The organism is Terrabacter terrigena (assembly GCF_042676085.1).
In the GTDB taxonomy this organism is placed as follows: Bacteria; Actinomycetota; Actinomycetes; order Actinomycetales; family Dermatophilaceae; genus Terrabacter; species Terrabacter terrigena.
On the sequence record NZ_JBHTKH010000003.1, the window covers coordinates 322360 to 347473 of the forward strand.

At 71.7% G+C, this 25114-nt stretch carries 19 protein-coding genes; 11 read left to right on the forward strand and 8 right to left on the reverse strand.

The window, feature by feature from the left end; translation table 11 throughout:
- Positions 1 to 38: 38 nt before the first annotated feature.
- Positions 39 to 626 (forward strand): DUF2231 domain-containing protein, encoded by a 588-nt coding sequence (locus tag ACFQ2V_RS07435; protein ID WP_386052022.1) that lies wholly within the window; start codon positions 39 to 41, stop codon positions 624 to 626.
- A gap of 66 nt (positions 627 to 692) precedes the next feature.
- Here the strand turns inward: ACFQ2V_RS07435 and ACFQ2V_RS07440 are convergent, their stop codons facing one another.
- Positions 693 to 1421 (reverse strand): ANTAR domain-containing protein, encoded by a 729-nt coding sequence (locus ACFQ2V_RS07440; RefSeq protein WP_386052023.1) that lies wholly within the window; start codon positions 1419 to 1421, stop codon positions 693 to 695.
- 352 nt (positions 1422 to 1773) lie between these two features.
- Between ACFQ2V_RS07440 and ACFQ2V_RS07445 the strand changes: the two genes are divergently transcribed.
- From ACFQ2V_RS07445 to ACFQ2V_RS07460, 4 genes are read left to right on the forward strand one after another with little or no spacing between them, the layout of a single operon-like run.
- Positions 1774 to 2679, forward strand: coding sequence for a glycosyltransferase family 1 protein (locus tag ACFQ2V_RS07445; protein WP_386052024.1), 906 nt, complete (start codon positions 1774 to 1776; stop codon positions 2677 to 2679).
- Positions 2667 to 3746: a glycosyltransferase family 4 protein gene (locus ACFQ2V_RS07450; protein WP_386052025.1), complete on the forward strand. Its 1080-nt coding sequence runs from the start codon at positions 2667 to 2669 to the stop codon at positions 3744 to 3746. Before ACFQ2V_RS07445 ends, ACFQ2V_RS07450 begins: the two co-directional genes overlap by 13 nt.
- Positions 3743 to 4810 carry a glycosyltransferase gene (locus ACFQ2V_RS07455; RefSeq protein ID WP_386052026.1) on the forward strand — a complete coding sequence of 356 codons (1068 nt, stop codon included), beginning with the start codon at positions 3743 to 3745 and terminating at the stop codon, positions 4808 to 4810. The genes ACFQ2V_RS07450 and ACFQ2V_RS07455 overlap by 4 nt, the downstream gene beginning before the upstream one ends.
- Positions 4807 to 5673, forward strand: a complete 867-nt coding sequence (locus tag ACFQ2V_RS07460; protein ID WP_386052027.1) for a glycosyltransferase family 2 protein — start codon at positions 4807 to 4809, stop codon at positions 5671 to 5673. Before ACFQ2V_RS07455 ends, ACFQ2V_RS07460 begins: the two co-directional genes overlap by 4 nt.
- A 39-nt stretch (positions 5674 to 5712) precedes the next feature.
- Here ACFQ2V_RS07460 and ACFQ2V_RS07465 read toward each other — a convergent pair whose 3' ends face one another.
- Positions 5713 to 6906: an FUSC family protein gene (locus tag ACFQ2V_RS07465; RefSeq protein ID WP_386052028.1), complete on the reverse strand. Its 1194-nt coding sequence runs from the start codon at positions 6904 to 6906 to the stop codon at positions 5713 to 5715.
- Between the two features lie 213 nt (positions 6907 to 7119).
- Here ACFQ2V_RS07465 and ACFQ2V_RS07470 point away from each other — a divergent pair, with 213 nt between their 5' ends.
- The 4 genes from ACFQ2V_RS07470 to larB all read left to right on the forward strand — a co-directional run bounded on the left by ACFQ2V_RS07470 (position 7120) and on the right by larB (position 11153).
- Entirely contained in the window at positions 7120 to 7863 is a 744-nt protein-coding gene (locus ACFQ2V_RS07470) for a GAF and ANTAR domain-containing protein (protein WP_386052029.1), read from the forward strand.
- 321 nt (positions 7864 to 8184) lie between these two features.
- Complete coding sequence (gene gndA / locus ACFQ2V_RS07475; RefSeq protein WP_386052053.1) at positions 8185 to 9573, forward strand: NADP-dependent phosphogluconate dehydrogenase; 1389 nt, start codon at positions 8185 to 8187, stop codon at positions 9571 to 9573.
- 10 nt (positions 9574 to 9583) lie between these two features.
- On the forward strand, positions 9584 to 10480 hold the full coding sequence (gene larE, locus ACFQ2V_RS07480) for an ATP-dependent sacrificial sulfur transferase LarE (protein ID WP_386052030.1): 897 nt from the start codon (positions 9584 to 9586) through the stop codon (positions 10478 to 10480).
- A complete protein-coding gene (larB, locus tag ACFQ2V_RS07485; RefSeq protein ID WP_386052031.1) occupies positions 10473 to 11153 on the forward strand; it encodes a nickel pincer cofactor biosynthesis protein LarB in 681 nt (226 codons plus the stop codon). The genes larE and larB overlap by 8 nt, the downstream gene beginning before the upstream one ends.
- A 54-nt stretch (positions 11154 to 11207) precedes the next feature.
- Here the strand turns inward: larB and larC are convergent, their stop codons facing one another.
- From larC to ACFQ2V_RS07510, 5 genes are all read right to left on the reverse strand, one after another.
- Positions 11208 to 12473 (reverse strand): nickel pincer cofactor biosynthesis protein LarC, encoded by a 1266-nt coding sequence (gene larC / locus ACFQ2V_RS07490; RefSeq protein WP_386052032.1) that lies wholly within the window; start codon positions 12471 to 12473, stop codon positions 11208 to 11210.
- Positions 12474 to 12633: 160 nt separating this feature from the next.
- Positions 12634 to 18228, reverse strand: coding sequence for a peroxidase family protein (locus ACFQ2V_RS07495; RefSeq protein WP_386052033.1), 5595 nt, complete (start codon positions 18226 to 18228; stop codon positions 12634 to 12636).
- Positions 18229 to 18698: 470 nt separating this feature from the next.
- On the reverse strand, positions 18699 to 19928 hold the full coding sequence (locus ACFQ2V_RS07500; protein ID WP_386052034.1) for a sensor histidine kinase: 1230 nt from the start codon (positions 19926 to 19928) through the stop codon (positions 18699 to 18701).
- A gap of 116 nt (positions 19929 to 20044) precedes the next feature.
- Positions 20045 to 20722, reverse strand: a complete 678-nt coding sequence (locus ACFQ2V_RS07505; protein ID WP_386052035.1) for a response regulator transcription factor — start codon at positions 20720 to 20722, stop codon at positions 20045 to 20047.
- A gap of 469 nt (positions 20723 to 21191) precedes the next feature.
- Complete coding sequence (locus ACFQ2V_RS07510) at positions 21192 to 21539, reverse strand: hypothetical protein (protein WP_386052036.1); 348 nt, start codon at positions 21537 to 21539, stop codon at positions 21192 to 21194.
- On the opposite strand from ACFQ2V_RS07510, the gene ACFQ2V_RS07515 reads away from it, so the two are divergent.
- Together ACFQ2V_RS07515 and ACFQ2V_RS07520 are read left to right on the forward strand one after the other, a co-directional pair.
- Positions 21508 to 23673 (forward strand): N-acetylmuramoyl-L-alanine amidase, encoded by a 2166-nt coding sequence (locus tag ACFQ2V_RS07515; protein WP_386052037.1) that lies wholly within the window; start codon positions 21508 to 21510, stop codon positions 23671 to 23673. The two genes, ACFQ2V_RS07510 and ACFQ2V_RS07515, sit on opposite strands and share 32 nt — an antisense overlap.
- Positions 23674 to 23798: 125 nt before the next feature.
- Positions 23799 to 24293 carry a hypothetical protein gene (locus ACFQ2V_RS07520; protein WP_386052038.1) on the forward strand — a complete coding sequence of 165 codons (495 nt, stop codon included), beginning with the start codon at positions 23799 to 23801 and terminating at the stop codon, positions 24291 to 24293.
- Here ACFQ2V_RS07520 and ACFQ2V_RS07525 read toward each other — a convergent pair.
- Complete coding sequence (locus ACFQ2V_RS07525) at positions 24233 to 24886, reverse strand: dihydrofolate reductase family protein (protein WP_386052039.1); 654 nt, start codon at positions 24884 to 24886, stop codon at positions 24233 to 24235. The two genes, ACFQ2V_RS07520 and ACFQ2V_RS07525, sit on opposite strands and share 61 nt — an antisense overlap.
- Between the last annotated feature and the right edge of the window lie 228 nt (positions 24887 to 25114).

Genomic DNA, 25114 nt, shown 5'->3' on the forward strand with positions numbered 1-25114 from the left:
CGGCGTTCGAGCACCTGCCGACCGGGTAGGGGCCCGGCATGGAACCGTCACACACCACGACGTCCGGGCCGGGTCCCGCCGTCGGTCTCGTCGAGCGGCTCGTGGAGGGTCGCCCCTCGCTCGATGCGGCCGCCACCGCCCTCGCGCCCCTCTCCGCCCACCTCCGCGGCACCGGCGCCTGGCGCCGCCTCGTCACCGGTGAGGCCATGGGCCACGCCGCCCACCCCTTCGTCACCGACCTGCCGATCGGCTTCTGGACGTCGTCGGCGCTGCTCGACCTCGTCGGTGGACCCGGCGCCGCGGCCGCGTCCCGACGCCTCGTCGGCGCCGGACTCGCCACGGCGCCGGCCGCCGCGCTGACCGGGGTGGCCGAGTACGCCGGTATCGGGTCGAGACCGCGTCGCGTCGCGGTCGTGCACGCCGGGCTCAACGTCGTGTCGCTGGGGCTGTATGCCGCCTCGTGGGCCGCGCGGCCACGCCACCGTCGCCGCGGGGTGGCGCTGGGACTGGCCGGGCTCTCGGTGGCGGGTCTGTCGGCATACCTAGGTGGGCATCTCGCCATCGGCGAGAAGGTCGGCACGACAACGGTGTCCACGGGTTCGCCCGACGAGCTCAACGAGCCCTGACACCCTGTCCGACATCAGCGCAGGCTCCGGGACCGCGTCCTGGACTCCCGTCGCCGAGCTCGGAGGTCAGTCGTGCGGGTCCGTCTCGTCGGTGTCTCCTGCACCCGCGTACGCCTCCACCACGGCACGGGCGAGGACACCGATGGGGACCCCGGCCCGCGCCGCGGCCTCGCGCAGACGGGTCTCGGCCTCGTTCGGGTCGGAGACGCCTTCGGCGATCAGGACGCCGATGGCCTGGTCGACCATGCGAGCCTCCCTGAGGTTCGACACGCCACGCGTGGCCTCGATCCTGGTCCGGAACTCGAGGTCTGCGTTGTGCACCGCGCCCGCGGGCCACGCCCCGAACAGGGCTGCGAGGTGCTCGACGTGACCGTCGAAGGTCCGGTGGCCAGAGCCGTAGAAGTTGGCGCCACCGGTGACCACGCCGTTGCGCAGGAAGGGCAGGGACAGGCTGCTGCGCACCCCACGGGCCGCGGTCGCCAGCGCGAACGTCTGCCAGGTCTCTTCGTCGAAGAGGCTATCCGCGGTCGTCTCGATGACGTCTGCCGTCAGGGCCGCTCGGGTGCAGGGGCCGGCCTCGAGGTACTGCATGCCGTCGAGCACCGCGACGTCCAGGTCGCTCGCCACGTAGGTGAGCACCAGGTTGTCGACCAGCAGGCCCAGGCTCACCCCCATCAGCTCGGGGACCCTCCGCCTCGCCTCGTCGACCAGGCGCCGCAGGTCCTCCCGGAGCCTGGTGTCGCCGTACCTCTCGAGCTCCTCGAGTGCCTCGTCGGTCCCAGGGGTCGGCTCCATGACGCTCCCCTACCCAGCGCCGAGGCGGTCATACCGCGCCGACGTCTGAGGCCCTGCCCGAACGGGTACCCACCGTGTGGTGGCTCCAGAAACGCGGCCCCCCTCCGCGCCGGCGCCCCCTCACTCGGCGCGCGGTGTGCCTGCCCTGAAAGGCACTCAGTTGAGCCCAGTCATCGCTTCGGTCCCCTCGAACCACGTCTACGTGCGTCACCTGGGCGCACCGGACGGGGACCCCACGGTCAGCCGCCTCCCCGACCCGAGGCCGAGGGCGGACGTGCCGGACGCACAGTGGTGGCCTCCACGCATGCTGGAGCCGGGATGGGTAGGCAGCCACGCACATGAGTTCGACCTCATGCACGTCCATTTCGGCTTCGATGCCGTATCGCCCACCGAGCTCGCGGAGCTGACTGCGGAGCTGCGACGGAACAACCGGCCGCTCGTCGTGACCGTCCACGACCTGCGGAACCCGCATCACGTGGAGCCGACCCTGCACGACGCCCAGCTGGGCGTGCTCGTCGAGGCATCGGACGCCGTGCTGACGCTGACGACGGGCGCCGCCGCGGAGATCCGTCGGCGGTGGGCGCGAGAGGCGCTGGTGGTCCCCCACCCACACGTCGTGGAGGAGGAGCGTGCCGCACGGCCGCGACCGCCTCACGAGGGCTTCGTCATCGGCGTGCACGTGAAGAGCCTGCGCGCCGGCATGGACCCGCTTCCCGTCGTCGACCAGGTGGTCGAGGTCCTGGGCGACCTGCCGGGGGCGCGGCTGCGGGTGGACGCCCACACGGACGTCATGACGCCCGGACACGAGCGTCACGCAGCCGACGTCGAGGCGCACCTGCGCCGACTCGAGGCGGCGGGCCTCGTCGACCTGTACGTGCACGACTACTTCACCGACGACGAGCTGTGGGACTACCTCCAGTCGCTGGACGTGTCGGTGCTGCCCTATCGCTTCGGCACCCACTCGGGGTGGCTGGAGGCCTGCTACGACCTCGGCACGGTGGTCGCCGCCCCCGACTGCGGCTACTACGCCGACCAGCGGCCGTGCCTGTCGTATGCCGTACCGAGCGCCCAGCGGGTCGGGTCCCGGGCGCCCGCGCTCGGAGTCGCCCTGCGCCGGGCTTTCGACGAGCGCCCACAGTGGCGAGCCGATCCCCACGAGCGGCGACGCGAGCGCTCCGAGATCGCACGCGTGCACGAGCAGGTCTATGCGGACGTGCTTGCGACAGCGCGGACCAGGGGTGCCGTGTGCACGTCGTGATCATCGCCGCATCGAGCTACCCGATCGTCGAGCCGTTCGCCGGCGGGCTGGAGTCGCTGACGTGGCACCTCGCCAGAGGCCTGCGCGAACGTGACGTCGACGTGACGGTCTTCGCCGCCCCGGGTAGCGATCCCGGACTGGACGTCACGTACCTGGACGTCCCGCCCCTATGGCTCAGCCAGGTCGCACGAACCGACGTCGCGATGGTGCCGGAGGCGTGGCTCCGCACGCACCACGCGTACCTCCAGCTGATGCTGTCCCTGAGGCACCGCGGCGACGTGGACATCGTCCACAACAACAGCCTCCACCACCTGCCCGTGGCCATGGCCGACTCGCTGCCCATGCCCGTCCTCACGACCCTGCACACGCCACCGACACCGTGGCTCGAGCCCGCCGTCGACATCGCGACGCCGAGGAACGGGCGCACCCAGAACCACTTCGCGGCAGTGAGCTCGCACACCGCGCGCTCGTGGTCGCACGTCACGCGGGCCCGGGTGGTCCACAACGGGATCGACGTGCGCCGCTGGACGCCGGGCGACGGCGGCACCGACCTCGCCTGGGCGGGCCGCATCGTGCCCGAGAAGGCCCCGCACCGGGCTGTTGCGATGGCCCGGTCGGCCGGTCGCCGTCTGCGGATCGCGGGCCCTGTCGGGGACCGTGCCTACTTCGAGGCGCGCATCGCCCCGCTGCTCGGTCCGGACGTCGAGTACCTGGGACACCTTGCCACGCACGAGCTCGTCACCCTGTTCGGGTCGAGTGCTGTCACCCTCGTGACCCCCGAGTGGGACGAGCCCTACGGCCTCGTCGCTGCTGAGTCCCTCTCCTGCGGAACGCCGGTCGTCGCCCTGAACCGTGGAGGGCTCGGCGAGTTCGTGCACCCGGGTGTGGGCGTGCTGCTGCCGCCGGGGGTCTCCGACCAGAGCGCTGCCCAGGCCGTCGAACGCGCCGCGGGCCTCGACCGCGCCATGTGCCGCGCCCACGCGGAGGCCAGCTGCTCCGTGAGCCGGATGGTCGACGACTACCTCAGCGTCTACCGCTCGCTCATCCCGCAGGTGGGGGCCGCGTGATCGGCTACTACGTCCACCACCACGGCATCGGACACCTCATGAGGTTCCTCGCCATCTCCCGCGAGCTGCGGTCCCCCGTCACCGGACTCGGGTCGATGCCAGGGCCCGCCGGCTGGCACGGCCCATGGGTGCGTCTCGAACGCGACGACGCCGCGGATCCGACGGACATCGCGGCGCGCGACGTCACGGCGCACGGGACCCTGCACTGGGCGCCCCTCCACGACGCGGGCCTCGCCGGGCGCACGGCGCAGCTCACGGCGTGGCTCGCCGAGGCGCGGCCCTCGCTCGTCGTCGTCGACGTCTCGGTCGAGGTCACCGCGCTCACCCGCCTGGCGGGTGTTCCAGTCGTCGTCGTGGCGATGCCCGGGGTCCGGTCGGACCGGGCCCACCGGCTCGCGTACGACATGGCCCACGCACTCCTCGCGCCGTGGCCGGCGGGGGCACACACGACGGGGTGGCCGGACGAGTGGCGCCGAAAGCTCTGGGCCGTCGGCGGCATCTCCCGCTTCGACGCGCGCGTCCCACCCGACGGCACAACGGCACCGACCTCCACGCGGCGTACCGAGCCGCTCAGGGTCCTGCTCGTCTGGGGTGCCGGCGGCACGGACGTGGGCGCCTCCGACGTCGCCGCCGCGCGAGCAGCGACCCCGGGCTGGGAGTGGGTCGAATGCAGCCCGCGGTCGCCCTCCCCCGACCTCTGGGCCGATCTGCGCTCTGCCGACGTCGTGGTCACGCACGCCGGTCAAGGAGCCGTGGCCGACGTGGCGGCCGCACGTCGACCGGCGGTCGTCGTGCCCCAGCAGAGGCCGTTCGACGAGCAGGGAGCCACCGCAGCGGCGGTCGAGCGCCTCGGTGCCGGCGTCGGGCTGCGCCGGTGGCCCAGCGACCCCAGCGACTGGCCCGGACTGCTGCACCGTGCCCTCGCCACCGGTGGTCACGGATGGGCGCAGTGGTCCTCCGGCCACGGGGCCGCCGCGGCGGCAGGCAGGCTCGATGCGCTCGCCGGCACCAGACGTGACGCCCCGACCGACCCGACACAGGTCCCGACACGGGTCCCGTCGTGAGCCCCGGACGCGTGGCCGTCGTGTCCATCGCGCACGGCAGGCACGACCACCTGTCCGGGCTGCTGTGTGGCCTCGCATCGCAGACCCGAGCGCCCGACCTGCTCGTCGTCGTTGCCATGGACGACGGCGACGTCGAGGCGGCGGTGCGGGCGGACTCCTGGCCCGGCTCGCGCCCGGAGGCCCTGGTCCCGTCGGTCGGCCGCGTCGACGGGCGGCTTCCGCTGGCCGCCGCGCGCAACCTCGGTGTGGCCACAGCGGTCGACGCGGGGGCTGACAGGCTCGTCGTGCTGGACGTCGACTGCATCCCGTCATCGCGTCTCGTCGAGCGGTACTGCGCGGTCATGGCGGGCGCGGGCGGCAGCCGACCCCACGTCTGGGCGGGCGAGGTCGCGTACCTGCCACCGGCACCGGCGAACGGTGACTACCGGGAGCTCGATCTCGATGCGCTGGCGGCGCCCCACCCCGCACGCCCCGTGCTCGCCCCGGAGGAGGTACGCCCGGCCGACGACCTCCGTCTCTTCTGGTCCCTCTCGTTCGCGACGACCGCGCGCACGTGGGCGGAGACCGGCGGCTTCGACGAGGCCTACGTCGGCTACGGCGGCGAGGACACCGACTTCGGCCAGCGACTGGCACGTCACGGTGGCGCCATGACCTGGGTGGGTGGCGCACGCGCCTACCACCAGCACCACCCGACGTCCGACCCGCCCACACAGCACGTCGACGACATCGTCGCGAACGCGAACCGCTTCGCTGCACGCTGGGGCTGGTGGCCCATGGAGGGCTGGCTCGAGGCTTTCGAACGGCTGGGCCTCGCGCACAGGGGACACGACGGCTCCTGGCGTGTGGCGACGGATTCTGCATGAGCCGCAACACGCGGAGGACCCCGTGCCGGTGACGGCCGGCTAGGACGTCCGGCGTCGCCTTCGACCCGACGTCCGCGCGACCCGCAGCGGTCCGGAGTCCGTGGGCACCGTGGCCACGTCGTAGGAGGCCTGCAGCTCGCGTACGGCCCTCGTGGAGTCGCTGATGAGCGACCCGTAGACCGGCCACGCCTCAGGATCAGCCAGGGGGGTGGTGCGAACCTCCTCACGCAGCTCCTCGAGCACCTTCAAGGCCCGACGTGTGGCGTCACCGAACCTGGCGTCGGCCGTCTCGCCGTGAAGGCCCAGCTGTTCGACGGCGTCCGCCATGTCGGCGAGGGCATCGGCATAGCGGTGCAGGAAGGTCGGCGAGGGCGCCGGCTGCTGGTGGGCGTCGTCGCCCGCGTCGACCAGGGTGCGGGCGATGCCGGTGACCTGCCACAGCATCCGGCGCAGTGCGTTGACCGTGTGCTCGTAGCCCTCCCAGTCGACGTCGGCCGGTCGAAGGTTGTCACGGGGGTTCAGGCGGGTGCTCTCGCGCCCGGTGTGGATGTCCTCGATGACGAGGGGCGCGCGGTCGGCGATCGCATCGCCACGCCGGTACCACGCCTGCGCGCTGTCGTGGTTCCACTCACCGCGCAGCCCGTCGGCCATCTCCGTGAGGAGGTCATGGACCTGTCGGGCCAGGGCGGCCACGCGCTGACGAGGCTTGGTCAGGTGCAGGGGCGCGAAGACGATCGCGTTGACCGCCACCCCGATGAGGCCGCCCGCGATGGTCTCCACGATCGTGAGGTAGGTGAACTGCTCGTCTGTCCCGTTCACGGTGATGAACGAGAGCAGGACCATGGCGGGCACCTGGATGCCGTGATCGCCCAGCCGGCCCCAGCGCCCGATGACCAGGGCGACGAGCAGCACCGCGAGCATCGACCACCAGGTGATGCCGACCAGGAGTGCCACCACCCACGCCACCCCGAGACCGAGCACGACCGCCGCGATGCGCTGCACGCTCGCGGCCAGGGAACGCACCATGGTCCGGTCGACCACGAGCAACGCCGCCATCGGCGCGTAGAACGGCACCGAGCTGTGCAGCACGTGCAGCGCGAACTGCCAGGCCACGACTGCCGCGACGGCGGCCTTGAACAGCAGCAGCAGCGCGTCGCGCTCCGGGCCGGGCTGACGCAGCGCCCGTCCCAGCGCGTGCAGTCGCGTCGTCGTGTCGTCTCGCCAGGTGTTCACGGTCAGCTCCTTCGCGAGCGGGGTGAGGGATCCCCGCTCCGGTGGCACGTACCCGGGCGGCGGGGCTGCCCCACGACCGTGAAGGCCGAGGATGCAGCTGGCTCGCCGGACGAGCAGTCCCTGATTGCCGACCGGCCCGGGCGCCGGGATGCGCCCGGAGCGCGTCGACCTGGGATCGCCCCGTCGGCCGTGCCCGGGTGAGATGATGCTCGCATGACCGACCTGACCTCGCCGTCGGCCTACGAGTTCGCCTCCCTCGCGCGGAGTCTCATAGAAGCGCAGGGGTTCGCGCCCACGCTCCGGCAGATCGTGGACAGCGCTGTCGACCTGGTTCCCTGCCAGTGGGCGGCGGTCGCCGTCAGTCCCCACCTGGGCAACCATCCCGCGAGACACTCGACCAGCTCCGACGAGGATCTCGGGGCGATCGTCGCACGCATCGCCGGTCAGGCCGGCGACAGCCCCGGGATCTCCGCGTTCTCGAGTGGCGGCACGGTGCACTGCCCCGACCTGGCCCTGGAGGAGCAGTACGCCGCGTACCGGGACGGGATGCTGAGCGAGACACCCGTCCGGTCCGTGCTCTCGATCGCGATCCGCGTCCACGACACGACCGTCGGCGTGCTGACGATGTATGCCGCTCAGCCCGGCGCGTTCGACGGCGCGGCGCTCGAGCGGGCACACCTGCTCACCGAGCACGCCGCCCTGGCCATCGCGACCGAGATCAGCGGCGACCGTGCCGACAACCTCGAGGTGGCGCTGCGCAACAGCCGCACCATCGGTGCGGCCATCGGCATCCTCACCGAGCGTCTGCGCATCCCACCGGGTCAGGCCCTCGAGCGCCTGCGCGCAGCCAGCCAGCAGGGCAACCGCAAGATCAGCGACCTCGCGACCGAGCTGGTCGAGACCGGCACCCTCGCCGGTCCACTTGCGGACCTGCTCGCAGGGCCCGCAGGGCCCTGAGCTGGAGCTGCTTGCGGACGCCCGCCTCGTGCGGAACCGACGGACCGCCACGAGGTCGCCTGCAGTTCCGCGTCACGAGTGGGGGTCCACCGTCGTGGCGGTCCGTCGGCCGCCACACTCACCCAGCGCGACCGCAAGCCCAGGGCAGCCGCCGCTGCCCAGCGCGCAGCACCGTCGCCCAAGCCCCGGGCGCCATCGTGACAGCGCCACCGCGACCGCGCCCTTCCCGCCCCGGGCCACGCGGCATACGGTCGTGTCCTCCCCACTCAAGGAGTCCTCGTGTCTGACCTCGCCACCATCGGTGTGACCGGCCTCGCCGTCATGGGCAGCAACCTCGCCCGCAACCTCGCCCGCCACGGCCACACCGTCGCCCTCCACAACCGCAGCTGGGTCAAGACCCAGGTGCTCGTCGAGGAGCACGGGTCGGAGGGCACTTTCGTGCCCTCCGAGTCGACGGCCGACTTCGTCGCCTCGCTCGAGCGACCGAGGCGGATCATCGTCATGGTCAAGGCAGGAGGACCCACCGACGCCGTCATCGACGAGCTCGTCCCCCTGCTCGAGGAGGGCGACATCGTCGTCGACGGCGGGAACGCCCACTTCGAGGACACCCGCCGCCGTGAGGCGAGCCTGCGCGAGAAGGGGCTGCACTTCGTCGGCACCGGCATCTCGGGCGGTGAGGTCGGTGCGCTCGAGGGTCCGTCGATCATGCCGGGCGGGTCGCGGAAGTCGTATGCCGCCCTGGGACCGATCCTCGAGTCGATCGCCGCCCAGGTCGACGGCGAGCCCTGTTGCGCCTGGATGGGTCCCGATGGCGCCGGACACTTCGTGAAGATGGTCCACAACGGCATCGAGTACGCCGACATGCAGTTCATCGCCGAGGCCTACGACGTGCTGTCGGCTGCCCGTCTCACGGCCGGCGAGATCGCCGACGTCTTCCGCGAGTGGAACACCGGTGAGCTCGACTCCTTCCTCATCGAGATCACCGCGGACGTGCTGTCGCAGGTCGACGCCGCCACCGGCCGCCCGCTCGTCGAGCTCATCACCGACGCGGCCGAGCAGAAGGGCACCGGCCGCTGGACCGTGCAGACCGCGCTCGAGCTCGGCGTCCCGGTGTCGACGATCGCCGAGTCGGTCTTCGCTCGCTCCGCCTCCGGCGACTCGGCCGTGCGCGACGCAGCCAGAGGCACCCTCACGGGCCCGAATCGTGCTGTCTCCGTTCATGATCGCCGACAGCTGATCGACGACGTACGCGACGCTCTCTGGTCGTCCAAGGTGGTCGCGTACGCCCAGGGCCTCGACCAGATCCGGAAGGCGAGCGAGGAGTTCGGCTGGGACGTCGACATCGCCACGGTCGCGAGGATCTGGCGTGGTGGCTGCATCATCCGCGCCCGCCTGCTCGCCCAGATCAGCGACGAGTACGCCGCCGGCGGGCTGCGCACGCTCCTCGTCGCACCGAGCATCGCGAAGGGCCTGGCCGGCCGGCAGGACCCCTGGCGTCGCGTCGTGGCCCTCGCCACCACCGCCGGCGTGCCGGTGCCCGGCTTCTCGAGCGCGCTCGGCTACTACGACACCGTGCGGGCCGAGCGGCTCCCGGCCGCGCTGGTCCAGGGGCTGCGCGACAACTTCGGCGCCCACACCTACGGCCGCATCGACCGCGCCGGAGCCTTCCACACGCTGTGGTCGGGCGACCGGAGCGAGGTCGAGGCGTGAGGTGGGGGTCATGACGACCCGCGTGACCGTGACGGACGACGACGGCGCCGACCTTCCGAGCGACCTCGCCCCGTTGTCGGCCCGCGTGGCCCACGCACTCCGAGCCGGTATGCCGTCCGACCCGGTCGGGCGCGTCGGAGTGGCCTTCTCCGGTGGTGTCGACTCGAGCCTGCTGCTCGCTCTCGCGGCACGGACCCTCGGTGTCGACCAGGTCGTCGCGGTGCTCGGTGTCTCCCCCAGCCTGGCAGCCGACGAGCGGCGCGGGGCCCACGACGTGGCGGCCCACCTCGGCGTCGCGCTGGTCGAGGTGAGCACCCACGAGGGCGACAACCCCGCCTACCGCCGCAACGGCCCCGACCGCTGCTTCCACTGCAAGGACGAGCTCTTCACGCGGATCTCCGACGAGGTGGCGGGCCGGCACGGGCTCGTCGCGGTGGCGTACGGCGAGAACGCCGACGACGCGCGCAGGCCCGATCGTCCCGGGGCCCGCGCCGCGACGAACCACCGGGTGCTCCGTCCGCTCGCCGACGCCGGCCTGACGAAGGCCGAGGTGCGGTCGCTCGCGCGGGCCCTGGGTCTGCCGAACGCCGACAAGCCCGCGGCGCCGTGCCTGGCCTCGCGCATCCCACACTTCACCGAGGTCGACGCCACTCGCCTTGCACAGGTCGAGGCGGCCGAACATGCCCTGCGCGCAATGGGTTTCGTCGACAGCCGGGTCAGACATCACGGCGACGTGGCTCGCGTCGAGCTGCCTGCCGACGACCTGGTCCGGGCGGTGTCACCCGACGTGCGCGACCGGCTCGTGGCCGGCGTCACTGCCGCGGGCTTCCGCTTCGTCGCGCTCGACCTCGCCGGCATCCAGTCGGGTGCGTTCACGCTGCCGCTCGTCGAGGTGACCCGTGGCTGAGTCGCCGCTCGACGGTGTCGCCGAGCTCGACCTCGGCCGTGGCGCACGACGCGGCTACCCCGAGGCGGTCTACTGCGAGGGCAAGACCCCCGAGCAGGTGCGAGCCATCGCCCACCGACTTGCCGAGGCGTACGCGTCTGGCGAGACGAGCGGCACGGCCCTGTTCACCCGCGCCTCCGAGGAGCACGCGGCCGCCGTGCTGGGTGAGCTTCCCGGAGCACTGCATGACGAGACAGCGCGCCTGGTCATCTGGCCTGCCGAACCTCCCTCTCCCACAGGCGGACTCGTCGTCGTCCTGTGCGCCGGAACGTCCGACCTGCCGGTGGCGCAGGAGGCCGCGCTCACCGCCCGGCACCTCGGCCGCCCCGTCGAGCTCGTCGTCGACGTCGGGGTCGCCGGCATCCATCGCGTGCTCGCCCGCCGCGAGCTCATCGACCGGGCCGGGGCGCTGGTCGTCGTCGCCGGCATGGACGGTGCGCTGGCCAGCGTGGTCGCCGGCCTGGCACGGTCACCCGTCGTGGCCGTGCCGACCTCCGTGGGCTACGGCGCCGCGTTCGGCGGCATCGCTCCCCTGCTGACGATGCTGAACGCGTGCGCTCCCGGCGTCGGGGTCGTGAACATCGACAACGGCTACGGCGGCGGTCACCTGGCCGCACAGATCGCCGCCCGCTGACCCGGCGGAGCCCCACGCCCCTGCCGCGACGGGCGACCAGGGAACGACGTGACGTCACGACTGCAGGCGCAGGCCCTCGGGCACGGCCGCACCCGCGACCAGGCCAGCGCCCACAGCAGCAGCCACCGACCTGTCCAGGACGTGGCGCACGGGAACACCCAGGGAGAGGGCGGCCGCCTCGACGTCACGGAACTCCGGCGTCGCGGTGACGACCCGACCGTCGCGGTGGGCCACCTTGACGCCGACGCGGCACCCGTCGACGTCGACGTCGCACCACCCCCGCGCCAGCGCCGATCGCCGCACCGGCGTCTCGCGAATCCCGATGGTGCTCGTCGCGGTCAGGACGATGTCGCAGAGTGCTGCTCGGTGTCGTGCGTCGGTGAGGACCGACAGCTGCTGGGCCGGCCGTCCCCGCTTCATGACGATGGGCGTCAGCCATGCGTCGGCGGCGCCCGCGTCCATGAGCGTGTCGATGACCGTGGGCCAGACGCGCGGGTCGAGGTCGTCGACGTTGGCCTCGAGCAGGACCATCTCGGCGAGCTCCGGGCCCGTCGGCTCGAGACCGGCCGACTCGGGGTCGGCCGGGCCATGACCGACGACGACCCGGACGACGTTCGGCCGTCCGGTCGCGTCCTTGGTGCCCGCCCCCACACCGCTGGTGGTGACCCGCAGCACGGGCAGGCCACCCTGCCCCGTGGAGAGAGCGGTCGCCAGCGCAACCCCGGTCGGCGTCGCTAGCTCACCGTCACCACCGGCCACGACCTCCCAGCCCCGGACCAGCTCCAGCACCGCCGGCACGGGCACAGGGATGCGCCCGTGGGCCGCGCTCACCGTGCCCGAGCCGAGGGCGATGCCCGACGTCGTCACCGCCGAGATACCCAGGGCCGTGAGGGCAGCGCAGACGCCGACGACGTCGGCGATGGAGTCCCAGGCGCCGACCTCGTGGAAGTGGACGTCGCCGACGCCGACCCCGTGCACCCGTGCCTCGGCCTCCGCGAGGGCGCTGAACACCGCGACGGCACGCCGCCGTGTCGACTCGTCGAGCGACGCCGTCGTCAGGAGGTCACGGATCACCGACCACGAACGGTGGTGCTGGTCGGCCACGAGCAGCTCGACATCGACCTTCAGGGCACGCATCCCCGCCCGCTGCACCTCGTGCGCCACGAGTCGCACCGTGTCTGGGATGACGGCGTCGACGGCCGACTGCACCTCCTCGAGGTCCGCGCCGGCGTCGACGAGGGCCGCCAGCAGCATGTCTCCCGCGACACCCGCCGACAGGTCGAGCCATGCTGCGAGTTCAGGGTCGACGCGACGCTCCATGACCGACACCGTATGCCGCCGGGTCCGCCCGGCCCGGACGGGCGCCGCGGAAGGGGCGGTCCGATCGCTCGGGCCGCCCCTTCCACGTCTTCAGACATGACTCCGGCTGGGTCTCAGCCACCCCGGCCGGCCGCGGCGAGCGGCCGGCAGGAGGCTGCCGTCACTGGGGCACCACCACCCCGGAGCGCACCGGGGGCCCGCTGCCGACGGCGTTGGTGGCGACGACCTCGAACAGGTAGCTCGTCCCTGCGGCACTCGTGAACGTGAAGTTCCGAGTCCGCGCGCCCTGGCCGAGGACGACCGACTGCTCGGGCGTCGCGGCCGCGGTGCCGGCCGTGACCCGGTACGCGCTGACCGTGTAGGCCGTGATCGCCGTACCGCCCGTGTTGGTGGGCGGCGTCCAGCTGACCGTCGCCGTCCGCGCCCCACCGGCGGCACCGGCCGTTGCGGTGATCGACGCCGGCGCGCCCGGCGTGGTGGCCGGAGTGACCGGGGCCGACAGGGCCGAGAAGGCTCCTGCGCCCACCGCGTTGAGGGCCTGGACCTGGAACCGGTATGCCGTGCCGTTGGTCAGGCCGGTGACCACCAGGCTGGTCGTGCCTGCAGCGGCGGGCCGCAGGGCACCCTGCTGCACGCCTCCCGACACCACGCGTACCTGGTAGCCCGTGATCGGCGAACCGCCGTCACTGGCCGGTGGCGTCCAGTTCACGGTTGCCTGCGTGTTCCCGCGGACGGACGTGCCGATGGTGGGCGCCGTGGGCACCACGGCGACTCCCGTTCCCGACACGGCCACGGTGGGCGACGCGCCAGGTGCGTTGGTGACGATGGTCACCGTCGCGGACTTGGGGCCGGCCCCTTGCGGAGCGAACCTCACTGCGACGACGCACGATCCAGCCGAGGGGATGGAGGCGCAGCCCGCCGCCGGAGTGGCGGTGAACGAGGCGGGGTCGGTACCCGTCACCGTCACTGCGGTCACCCGCAGGGCGGCGACTCCGGTGTTCACCACTGTGATGTTCCGCGCGGCCGAGGTCGCACGCACGTTGGTGTTCGGGAACGCCAGCGTCGTCGGCGTCACCAGGGCGTGCGGGGCCACTGAGACGTCCGTGAACGCGTTGCAGTTCTTCGTCACTGCGTCGTTGCCGGTGCAGAACCTGAGGTTCTCGATGTTCCACAACGTGTCGATCCCGTCGCCCTTGGCGAAGAGGTCGGCCGCGGCGGCGAACGCGTTGTCGGTCACGGTGATGCTGCCGTTGGCGTTTGCCCTGATCGTGTACGCGGCATTGATCGTCGTCGGGGTCACGGTGACTCCGGTGAACAGCGCCGTGTCACAGTTCTTCGTGGTCGACAGCAGGTGAACGGTGCCGTCCGCACTGGGAGCCGGGCAGTCACCCGCGAGGCCGGCGTCGGGCGTGCTGCTGCTCGCCGGGATGTCGATCCCTCGGACCGCGACCAGGTCGCCGGGGTTCACCAGTCCGGCGAACACGGCCTGCTGGAGCGTCATGCCCGTGGTGCCGGGACCGAAGGACCCCGACTTGGCCACGTTCTCCATGAGATCGGTACGTCCGAGCTCGACGGCGTGGTTGTTCGGGTCGCGCACGGAGATCCCGACGCTGAGGGCGTGGTCGCCGTCGATGATGTCGTTGTTGCCGCGGCCCTCGATCAGGTCGCTGCCCTGGCCGCCGAGGAGGATGTTGCCCTCGGCCCAGACCGTGCCGCTGCCGGGGTCGGCCGGAGTTCCTCCGGAGCCCTTGAGCGGGCACGAGCCGAACGGCGACACGTCGAGCACGGGCTGCAGCGGCGACGGGAACGCCGTCACCAGCTTCTCGAGGCCCGCGATCCTGGCCACGCCGGTCGGGTCGAGCGCGTCGCAGCCACTGAAGCCGAACCCGCCGACGACCCGCTCGAGGTCGTCGCCCCGGATGACGTCGTTGAACGCCGACCCGGAGTCAGCCTCGGTCTCCTGCCAGCGGTCGCGGTTGACGACCACGGGAAGGGGAAGCCCGGCCAGCATCTGGTTGATCTTCATGTCGTCGTCGGCGCCGACGGTGTCGTACTGGTGGATCGCCCAGTCGAAGCCGCCTGCCCCGGCGTTGCGGTCGATGGCCGCGTTCTGGGACATGATGTCGTCGCCACCTTCGGCGTCGTAGTCGTTCTCGCCGACCTGACCGATGAAGATGTCGTTGCCCGGAGCGGTCTCGGCGGGGTCGTCGAAGAACGGCGCACCGTGGTCGCCCTGGAGCAGGTCCTGCCCGGAGCCACCCTCGATCCAGTCGTCGCCACCGTCTCCGAAGACGGCGTCGGCGCCCTGGCCGGCGATGATGAAGTCGTTGCCGGGACCGGCGAACGTCTCGTTGTCGTTGGCGCCGCCGTTGAGGAAGTCCTGGCCCTCGTTGCCCATGGGGATGTCGTCCCCGGGGCCGGCGTCGATGGCGTCGTTGCCGGGGCCGCCCTTCGGCGTGTCGGCACCGTCGAGGTCGGTGATGATGTCGTCGCCGTCGCCGCCGAGCACGACGTCGTCGCCGCCCTGCCCGTCGATGACGTCACGGCCCGGTCCACCCCACACGGTGTCGTTGTCGTTGCCGCCCTTGACGCGGTCCACGCCGGCAGTGCCGTTGTAGACGCTCTGCCCGTTGATCCCCGGCGGGTCGAGCGCGTTGCGCTGACGGTAGGAGATCGTGCCGTCCGGCGAGCGCAGCAGCAGCTGGTTCTCGTCGCAGTCGGTGTTCGGGTCGTCGTTGACCGCCCCGGCGGACGTGATCGGCGGAGTGGTGATGGTCGGCAGTCCGCTGTATGCCGTGATGGCGCCCAGCTGGAACTTGCAGTCCGCGGTCGCGAACACGTCGGCCTTCAGCGTGTTGGTGCCCTCGGTGTTGCGCTGGATCATCTCCGAGAAGCTGTTGCCCTCGAGCTGGGTGCGCAGGTTCATGCCCGGCGTGCGTGCCAGGTAGTAGAGGCGGTCACCGTCCTGCAGCTTCTCGAGCTGCCCCTGGAAGACGTAGTTGAAGGTGGTGCCCAGCAGGCCGCCGAAGAGGTTCGTGACCTCGGCGAGGCCGCCCACCCACAGGTCGACGTCGTCGAGACCCGTGGTCGTGCGTCCGCTGGCGTCATTGGCGTACGCGCCGCTGCTGAACATGAAGTCCGCCGCGTCAACGGGCTGCACGTCTGCGGGGACGTCGTCGGCGCACGCTGCCGTGGCCGTCGCCGTTCCGCAGTCGGTGCCGAAGATGCCGTCCGGACCCGGCGACGCCGGCCTCGGGTCCACGATCGCCCGTGCGGCATCCCGCTTGGCCTTGAGGGTCGTCGCCGACGTGATCGTGGTGTGCGTGCCGTACGCGGCGACGAAGTTGATGAGCGACTCCGGATGCTTGAGGTGCTGACCGAACTCGGTCCAGCTGCCGTACGGCGCGAGCTGGCCGTCGTTGGTGTCCGCGAACACGGCACGGCGGAACTCGTTGAGCCGTGGCACGCCCGCGTCACGGGCACGCGTCATGTTGAGGGTCGGGAGGTCGAGGGGCAGACCCAGCAGGTTGTTGCGCAGGGTCTCCACGACGAACTCGTCGATCTCGTTGCCGGTCTGGTCCGAGGAGCCCATGACGATCGCGCCTGCGGCTTCCCTGGCGGTGTAGACCGGGTGTGCCGGGTCGACCTTGTTGTCGAAGTACTCCGGCGGGTTGAGGAAGGCGGTCAGCAGCGGAAGGCTGTTGTCGAGCCTCGAACCGTCTGCCCTCGTGTCGGCTCGCGCGACGCCGTCGTCGAGCATGGAGTGGCCGAAACGATAGACCGCGTGGGCGAACTCGGCCTCGATCGCCGGGTTGATGTCGGGCGAGTAGACGTGGAAGGGCCGGATGGCCGGCACCATCTTGCGCGCGAACTCCTCGAAGACGAGGTGCTGGTACTCCATCTCGGTGACGAACCGGGCCGCCTGGAACAGCCGGCCGCCGAACCCGTAGCTGATGTCGGTGCCGTTGAGCAGGTGCGCCGCCTGGAAGTCGGCGAGCAGGGCCGAGTTGGCCGGGTCGTTGAGGGTGTTCGTGATGTCGTCCACCAGGCGGTTGTGCTCGGAGTGGAAGATCTGGTGGATCGTCGACAGGGCGATGTTCTCGTTGCAGCGGCCGTCACCACAGGCGAAGTGCGCGTTGAGCATCTCGTCGTCGTAGGTGCCGGGGGGCTGGTGGGCGAAGTCGGCCGACGGGGTGGTGTCGGCGTCCGGCGTCGGGAACGTGTCGGGCACGCCGTCGTGGTTGGTGTCCTGCTTGCTCGGGTCGGCGTTGTGCGCGATGTCCGTCAGGAACGGCGTGTTGAAGTGCCGCACGTTCGCGGGCACCGCAACGGGGCTGGCGATGTCGCCCTCGACGAGTCCGGTGGCGGTGACGTACTGCGGCAGGCCGCGCGCAGGACCGGGGATGAAGTTGCCGTACGGGTCGGTGGCGAGCATCGGGATGTTGGTCACGTCGGTGTCGACGAGCTGCAGGCCGAGCTTCTCGGCCGCCTGCTTCTTCACCGATGCCCACGTGGAGATGCCGTCCTGGCCGTCGGGTGAACCCGGGTAGGTCTGGCCGGCCGGCAACCCGCCGAGGAACTTTCCGGTCGAGACGGGCTTGCCTGCGACCATCGAGTACTCGCGGAGGAAGACCTGGTGCGACGAGTGCGACGTGTACGTCTGGCTCTGGTCCACCCACGGGGAGTCGGTGTTGTCGGCGGGGACGTTGTCGGCACTCTCGTCGACGGCGGGCGTCGCCGGGTCGTCGTCGAAGATGCCGTCAGGGCCGGGCCTCACCTGGGCGCGCGACAGCACCATGAAGGCCTGTGAGGCGGGCACCTCGTCACCGGTGTTGGCCTTGCCGTCCGGACCGAGGGTCCGCAACGGGTCATCCGCCCGCAGCGGCACGAACACGGTGCCCTGGTCCTTGACGGTCTGGTCGACACCGTGGTCGAAGAACTGGCCGAAGAAGGTGAACATCGAGTTGAACGGTGGCGACAGGCCGACGTCCGTCGTGACGTTCGGGATGAACAAGGTCTGGTGGGACGGGACGCAGCCGGCCGGGACGCCCTCGACGGGCGGGGTGGCGGACAGGTCGGGGTCGGTGGTGCACGGGAACTTGCCCGGGCTGCCCTGGGTGCGCACGGGGAACCCTGCGGCCGCCACGGCGGCAGGGTTCGTGGACGTCTGGTCCACCACGAGGTTGCTCACGATCCTGGGCTGGGAGTCGACGACGACGTTGCCGGGGCTCTGCTGCTTGTAGCTCGTGGGTCCGGGCGGACCGACCGGGAAGGCGGGCGTGATCGGTTCGGCGTCTCGCAGCTTCGGTGCCGCCAGGTGCGGGAAGGGCTGGTCCGCGGCGGCGAACGTCTCGCGGCCCGCGAACAGGTTGTTGCACGACCCGTCGGTCGTGCGCAGGCCGTAGGACGTGAGCCGGTCGGGGATCTGGTCCGCGGCAGGGCCGACGAGGGTGCCACACGGGTTGTCGGCCGTGAACGTGGCCGAGTGCCGCTCGGCGATCCTGATCTGCTTGAGGATGAAGGTCAGGTCACCGGCAGTGACCACGAAGCCGTTGCCCACGGGGGCCGGGGCTGCCTGGGTCGCGACCGACGGCGCCACCATCGCCACGGGGATGACGAAGGCGACACCCGCGGCAACCCGGCGGAACCGACCGGCCAGGGACGGCCCCCACGAGCGCGCCACATCGCCGCGACCTGCATGCTCGGTCACCCGGGCGGAAGGACGCCCGGGGTACTTCCAGAGGAAGCGATTCATTCCACACCTGCCTAGTTGGATGTCCTGACCCGCACCTGCGTGGTGCGCGGGTCCTCTCAAGGCCTCGGTGGGTCCGTGCGCTCGGTCGCACGGTCAGGTCGGCGGCAGTGCCGCCGACCTGACCGGCCGCCGTGAAGCTCCCACGCGGGGGCCGCATGCGGCCGTCGCGTGACGTGCTCGGCATGTCCCGACGCGGCGCGCAGCTCGATGCGCCCTGCGTCGTCGCGAGGCCGTATGCCGTGGGAGTCACGACCGTCCGACCACCCGCGCAGCGACGTGGCGCAGCCGTCACCGGCTCGTTGCACGTCCGCAGGCTGTCCCCGTTGCCCATGAGTCGAGCGTGACGAACCCGCTTGTGCCACAACAGTGCCCGGCGGGGGCGATGCGCTCCCCGCAACCGGGGGGTGCGGGGTACCCCTCAAACGGGGGTGTCGAGCGGGCGCTCTGCGTCCCCGGAACGCCCCGAGGCTTCAGCGCGCCCAGGACCACACGAACATCGCGGGAAAGCGTGCAGCGAGGCGCGTCCCGCCGAGGCCGGACGCTCCGACGCTGAAGGAACCGCCGATCTCGGTGACGCAGTCCTCGAGAAGCCGGAGGCCCAGGTGCCCGTCTCCGGGTGCGGCCTCGGGCCCGCGGAGCCCGTCGTCGTCCACCGTCACGACGACGTCCCCGCCGTCCCGCACGGCCACGATGCGCACCGACGAGGCGCGGGCGTGCTTGACCACGTTGCGCAGCCCCTCCCGGATCACCTGGTAGGCCAGCTGCAAGGCCTCCCGCGAGACGGCCTGCAGGCCCGGCTGCACCTCGACCAGTACCTCGATCCCCCGCGTCCGCGCGGGCGCTGCCAGCTGCTCGACAGCGGCGGCGAGCCCTTCGCGGGCCAGGCTCACCGGGTAGAGGTCTGTGATGATGCCGCGCAGGGATGCGATGTCGGTCCTCAGGCGCTCGTCGAGCGACCGGAGCACCTCCTTCTCCGGGCCGGCCGCGTCCGGCAGCTGTTTGCGCACCGCGGGCAGCACGTAGCCCAGGCTGGTCAGGTCCTGGATGACGCCGTCGTGCAGCTCCCGCGAGATCCTGCGTCGTTCCGTGTCGGACGCTGCGAGGGCGTGCTGCAGCAGCGCCACGCGGTCGGTCTGCGCCTTGTCGAGCCGCCGGGCGAGGGACAGCGCCAGAGGCGCCAGCGTCAGGAGGAAGAGCGTCAGCAGGCCGAGGGCCAGCGGCACCGTCCGGATGGAGATGACGACCTCGTCGCGCACGATGCGGTCGGTGTTCCAGTACGACTCGACGAGGATCGGGACACCGTCCGAGTCGCGCGCCGCGGCGTACACCTCGAGCAGCTCGTCGAACGCCTGCTCCTGGGCGTTCTCCGCCTTGGAGAGGTCCGAGAAGGTGGCCAGCACGGCGTCCGTTCCGAACAGTGCCGCCTCCTCGGGTTCGAGCACGAAGCGCTCGCCGTGCAGGCGCGCAGCGTCGGACCACACCACGTGGCCGTCCTGCGACCAGACCTTGACCCTCACCAGCGCGCCGTCCCTCAGGGGACTGTTCATGGCGGCGTCCAGGATGCCCGACGCGGCCCGGTCACCATTCCTGACAGCGCGGTTGACGAGCGGCGCGACGACGTTGCGCGCGAAGGAGACGCCGCGCGCGCTGTCGTCCTCGAGGGCGATGTCACTCGCGGCGGTGTTGACCGCAAGGCTCACCCCAAGGCTGCACAACGCGAGCGCCAGCAGACCCCACCAGACGAAGCGCCGAACCGTTCGACTGCGTACGGTCCGTCTGCCTGCTGCCGGCGTGGAGGGAGCCTGCGCAGCCACCGTCAGGCGCCGATCAACCCGTGCTTCCGCGCGCTGACCACCGCTTCGAGCTGCGAGTGCGCGTGCAGCTTCACGAGCAGGTTCTTCACGTAACCGCGGCAGGTCAGTCGCGTGATGCCCATCTTCCCCGCGATGGAGGCAGTGTTGTGCCCCTCGGACAACAGCATCAGCACCTCGGTCTCCCGTGCCGTCAGCGGGGAGGCGGTCGTGGCGACGGGGGCCGCTTCGCGGAACAGGTCACGGATGACGCGCGGATGGACGACCAGCCCGTCGAGGCTCGACGTGCGGATGGCCTCGAGCAGGTCCGCCAGGGCGCCGTCCTTGAGCAGGAACGCCCCCGCTCCGGCCTCGGCCGCACGCCGCAGCAGTGCCTCGTCGACGTGGCCGGTCAGCACCACGACGCGCAGCCCCGGGTTCCCGCGGATCATCTCGGCCGCGACGTCGATACCGTCGGCGTCACCGAGCAGGACGTCCATGACCACCACGTCCGGGGAGAGCTCCTCGACGAGCTCGCGGGCATCGGAGGCGCTGTGGGCGGAACCCACGGAGGTGAGCCCCGGCTCCATGCCGATGGCAAGGGCCATGGCTGAGGCGACGGCCTGGTGGTCGTCGACCACCAGCACCCTGATGCAGTCCTGCAGCGTCTCGCTTCGCGGGTCCAGCCCGACAGTCAGACTCATGATCGTCCCCGTTATCCCCCTGCCATCTCGTCCCGCGCCCCCTCGGCATATACGGTCCTCGACCAGTATGGAGAACCACACCGCCCCCGTCTCAGGATTGGTGAGGTCGCAGGTACTGGAGCGCCAATTCCCTTGTGCGAAAAGGCGACACATGCATCAAGTCGGTGCATTCGGGTCACGCGGCAGCTCACACGCGAGCACCGGCCCGGCGGGGGTCCCCTCGCCGCACCTCGCCCCGGAGCCGCGTCGACGACAGCTCCGGCGGCCGGCCGAGAAACTTACCTGCCGATGGGCTGTTGCTGACCGAGTCCGGGCCTGATTCACAGGTGGGGGCCATTGGGCGAGTCCGTCGGCGACGCATAGTGTGACGAACGGGACAGAACGACAGTCCTGATGTGAAGGAGTCACCGATGCGTCCACACCTCGTCATCTCCCGCGCCGCCGCGACCACGGCCCTCGCCCTGGTCGCTCAGATCGCACTGGCCACCACCGGCTCGCTGGTGGGAACGGCCGCCGCTGTCCCGTCGACGGGTCCTGGCGCCGTCTCGGGGGCGGCGCCGGGGCCGGTCCGAGCCGTCTCGGCGGCACGGTGGGCACCTGCGGCGGCTGCGCCCGTCACACCGACGGTGACCAGGGTCCCGATCCCGGCAGTCGCGCCCCCGTCGGGCACCGCGACGACTCCGTCCCAGTCCCCGGCACCAGCGGCACGCAGTGCGGCGCCGGCCGCGTCACCGGACGCGATGAACGGCTCCGGCACGTCCGGTTCACGCAGGGTCGTCGCAGCCGTGAGCCGTTCGGGCACCAAGTTCGACGTCATGGGCGTCACCTACCAGGGCACCGCGCCGGCCGGGCTCACGGTCGAGGCGCGCACCCACGCGAAGGACGGCTGGAGCAGCTGGATCGGTCTCGACGTCGACGACGGCCACGGCCCGGACCCCGGCACGGCCGAGAGCGGGCGGGCCCGCGCCGGCACCGACCCCCTCACCGCGGCGGGCTCCGACGCCGTCCAGGTGCGCGTCCTCTCCGACGGCGGTGCGGCCCCACGCAACCTGGCGCTGAGCCTCGTCGACGCCAAGAGCGCAGCGTCCGACGCCGCCGTCGCAGCGTCCCCCGTGGGCACCTCGACCACGTCCGACGGAACGGCCACCGCGCCGGGCGGCGCGACGCCGTCAGGGGCCCGCACGGCCGCGGCTTCGACGTCTGCCGTGTCGACGGCTTCGACCGCATCGACGGCGTCCGTCGCCTCCGTCCCCCAGCCCACCATCGTGTCCCGCGCCCAGTGGGGCGCCGACGACCGCATGATGCCGTGCCAGCCGGATGCGCTGGGTGGTTTCAAGGCCGCGGCGGTGCACCACACGGTCAACGCGAACGACTACACCGCGGCGCAGGCCCCGGGTCTCGTGCGCGGCATCTACGCGTACCACACGCAGACCCACGGCTGGTGCGACATCGGCTACAACTTCCTCGTCGACCGCTTCGGCCGCATCTACGAAGGTCGCAAGGGCGGGCTCACCGGCTTCACCCAGGGCGCCCATGCCGGTGGCTTCAACGAGGAGACGTTCGGCGTCTCGGTGATCGGCACCTTCACCAGCGTGAGGTTCCCGGCCGCCGTGACCAGTGCCGTGAGCCGCACCATCGCGTGGCAGGCCGACCGATCGGGATTCAACCCCGCCTCGTCGGTCGTGCTGACCTCCAACGGCAGCTCGCGCTACGACGCGGGTGTGCGGGTGACGAAGCCACGGGTCATGGGCCACCGTGACCTCAGCCTCACGAGCTGCCCGGGCGACGCCGCCTATCCGCAGGTGGCCTCCATCAGGTCGTCAGCCGCGGCGACCTGGCGGGCCTACCAGTACGTCGTCGGCAAGTCCGTCTTCGTCCCGGTGACGCCCCACCGCGTCCTCGACACGAGGACCGGGCTCGGAACGACGAAGCGCCCGGTCCCCGCCAACACCTCGGTCGTGCTGAAGGTGCCCGGGCTTCCCTCGTCGGCCACCGCCGTCACCCTCAACGTCACGGCCCTCGATGCCACGGCGCCGACGACCGTGACGGCCTATCCGGCCAACATGTCGCGGCGTCTCACGGCGAACCTCAACCTCGTTCCGGGTCGACTCGTCACGACGCAGGTCACGGTCGGCGTCGCGCCCGGAGGCACGGTGCGCCTCTACAACGCCAGGGGGTCCGTCAACCTCGTCGCCGACCTCGACGGCTACTTCCGCACCGGCACGGGAGCCGGCTACACGGCATACGTCCGCCCCTCTCGCCTCGTCGACACGAGGACCGGGCACGGCGCCCCGCGGCTGAAGGTGACTCCGAGCCGACCGGCCACGTTCACCGTCCCGGGGCTCCCCAGCGGCACCAGGGCGGTCACCTTCAACCTCACGGCCCTCAACGTCTCAACGCCTGCCTACGTCACGGCATACCGTGCCGGCTGGACCCGCCCGGGTGTCCCCCACCTCTACGTCGGTGACCGCGGCCCCGTGGCGAACCTCGTGACGATCCCCGTCGACTCGACCGGCCGGGTCACCCTCACCGTGTCGCAGGGGCAGCTCGACCTCGTCGTCGACGCCGCCGGCTACTACGCAGACGGTCGCGGTGCGCGGTTCGTCGCGGTCGCCCCGCGGCGGGTGCTGGACACCCGGGTCGGATGGGGTGTCGCCGCCCGGGCGCCCCTGGCTGCCGGGCGAGCCGCCACGTTCGGCATCCCGAGCACGACGTATGCCGTCACCGGCGCCGCGCTGTCGACCAGCGGCATCTCGACCGCCTACGGGTGGGTCTCCCTCTACCGGTCGGGGCAGAGCCCGCCGGCGACCTCGACCCTCTCCACGATGCCCGGCAGGACGATCACGAACCCGGCGTCCACCGGCACCGCCGGCGGCGGGTTGGTCAACGTGTACAACGCTGCCGGGTCGACGCACGTCATCTCCGACCTCATGGGCTACTACACGTCCTGACCATCGACCCGGGAGGCATGCAAGACTCTCGGCCGTGACCGGCACCCGCCCCTGGGGCTCGCGGGACTTCTCGCGCTTCTGGGAGGCCAGGTGCCGTGTCGGGGCTGGGCACATACGTCACGCTCTTGTCGCTGCAGGCGCTCGTGGTGGTGGTCCTGCACGGCACGGCAGCAGACGTCGGGTGGCTCAACGCCGCGCGGTCGCTGCCGTACCTGGTCCTCGGCCTGCTCGTCGACGGCAGGCGACGGCTCCCCCTGATGGTCGGCACGTACATCGTGCAGGCGGTCCTGCTCCTCACGGTCCCGCTCCTGTGGTGGCTCGAGCTGCTGTCGCTGCCGACCCTCATGGTGATCGTCACGCTCTCCGGCACCGCCGCGGTCATCAACGGCGCCGCCGAGATGTCGTTCCTGCCAAGGCTGCTCGAGCCGCGTCGCGGCGTCAGTCTTCGCGGCGGTGGCGGCGGGCCTCGCTGCCACGCCGATCCGCAACGTCCGCGCTGCCGTGTAGCGGCACAGACCGGCACGGATGACGCGCGCCCAGGACCACCACGCCCGCGGGCTCAGCGGGTGAAGGTGAGGTGGGTGACGCCGCTCGGCGTCGACACCGCTTCGACCGCGTAACCCTGCTCCAGGGACTCCAGGCCGTCCCACAACCGAACCCCACGACCGAGCAGGATCGGGACCTGCACGACGTGCAGGTGGTCGACGAGCCCGGCGGCGAGGAAGTCACGCACCACGGTCGGGCCGCCACCGATCCGGACGTCCAACCCCGCGGCTGCCTCCCGCGCGGTGTCGAGCGCCTCCGCCGGTGACGCGTCGAGGAAGTGGAACGTCGTCCCGCCCTCCATCGGCAGCGACGGGCGGGGACGGTGGGTCAGGACGAAGGTCGGCGTGTGGAACGGCGGGTTCTCGCCCCACCAGCCGCGCCACTCAGCGTCGTCCTGCCAGCCGGGCGGCCCGAACTTGCCGGCACCCATGATCTCGGCTCCGATGCCGTGCTCGTGACGCTCGGCGAAGGCGTTGTCCGCGCCCGTGCTCCCCGCAGCGCCCTCACCCTGCTCGACGACACCCAGGCCGTGCCAGAACCGGGTCGCCGTCATCCACTCGTGCAGCCGGTGGCCGGCATGGCCGAACGGGGCGTCGACCGAGAGCCCCTCACCGGTGGCGAAGCCGTCGAGCGAGATGGAGAAGTTGTGGACTCTGGTGCGCGACATCGCGGCTCCTCGGGTCGTCGGGGTGGATCTGTGGGAGTGGTCGCCGGGATCGGTCGACCGTCGAGGCACCAGCCTCGTCCACCGCGATCCTCCATGGCGCCCGCCCTGCGGTCCAGGTCTTCGGCCGCGCGTCGGGCCGCCTAGCCTTGGGTCAGTGTCAGGGTGACAGCACCGCTCACGCGGTGGTTGGGTCCTGATCATCGGTCGTCTGGCTCATAGCCTCGGTGC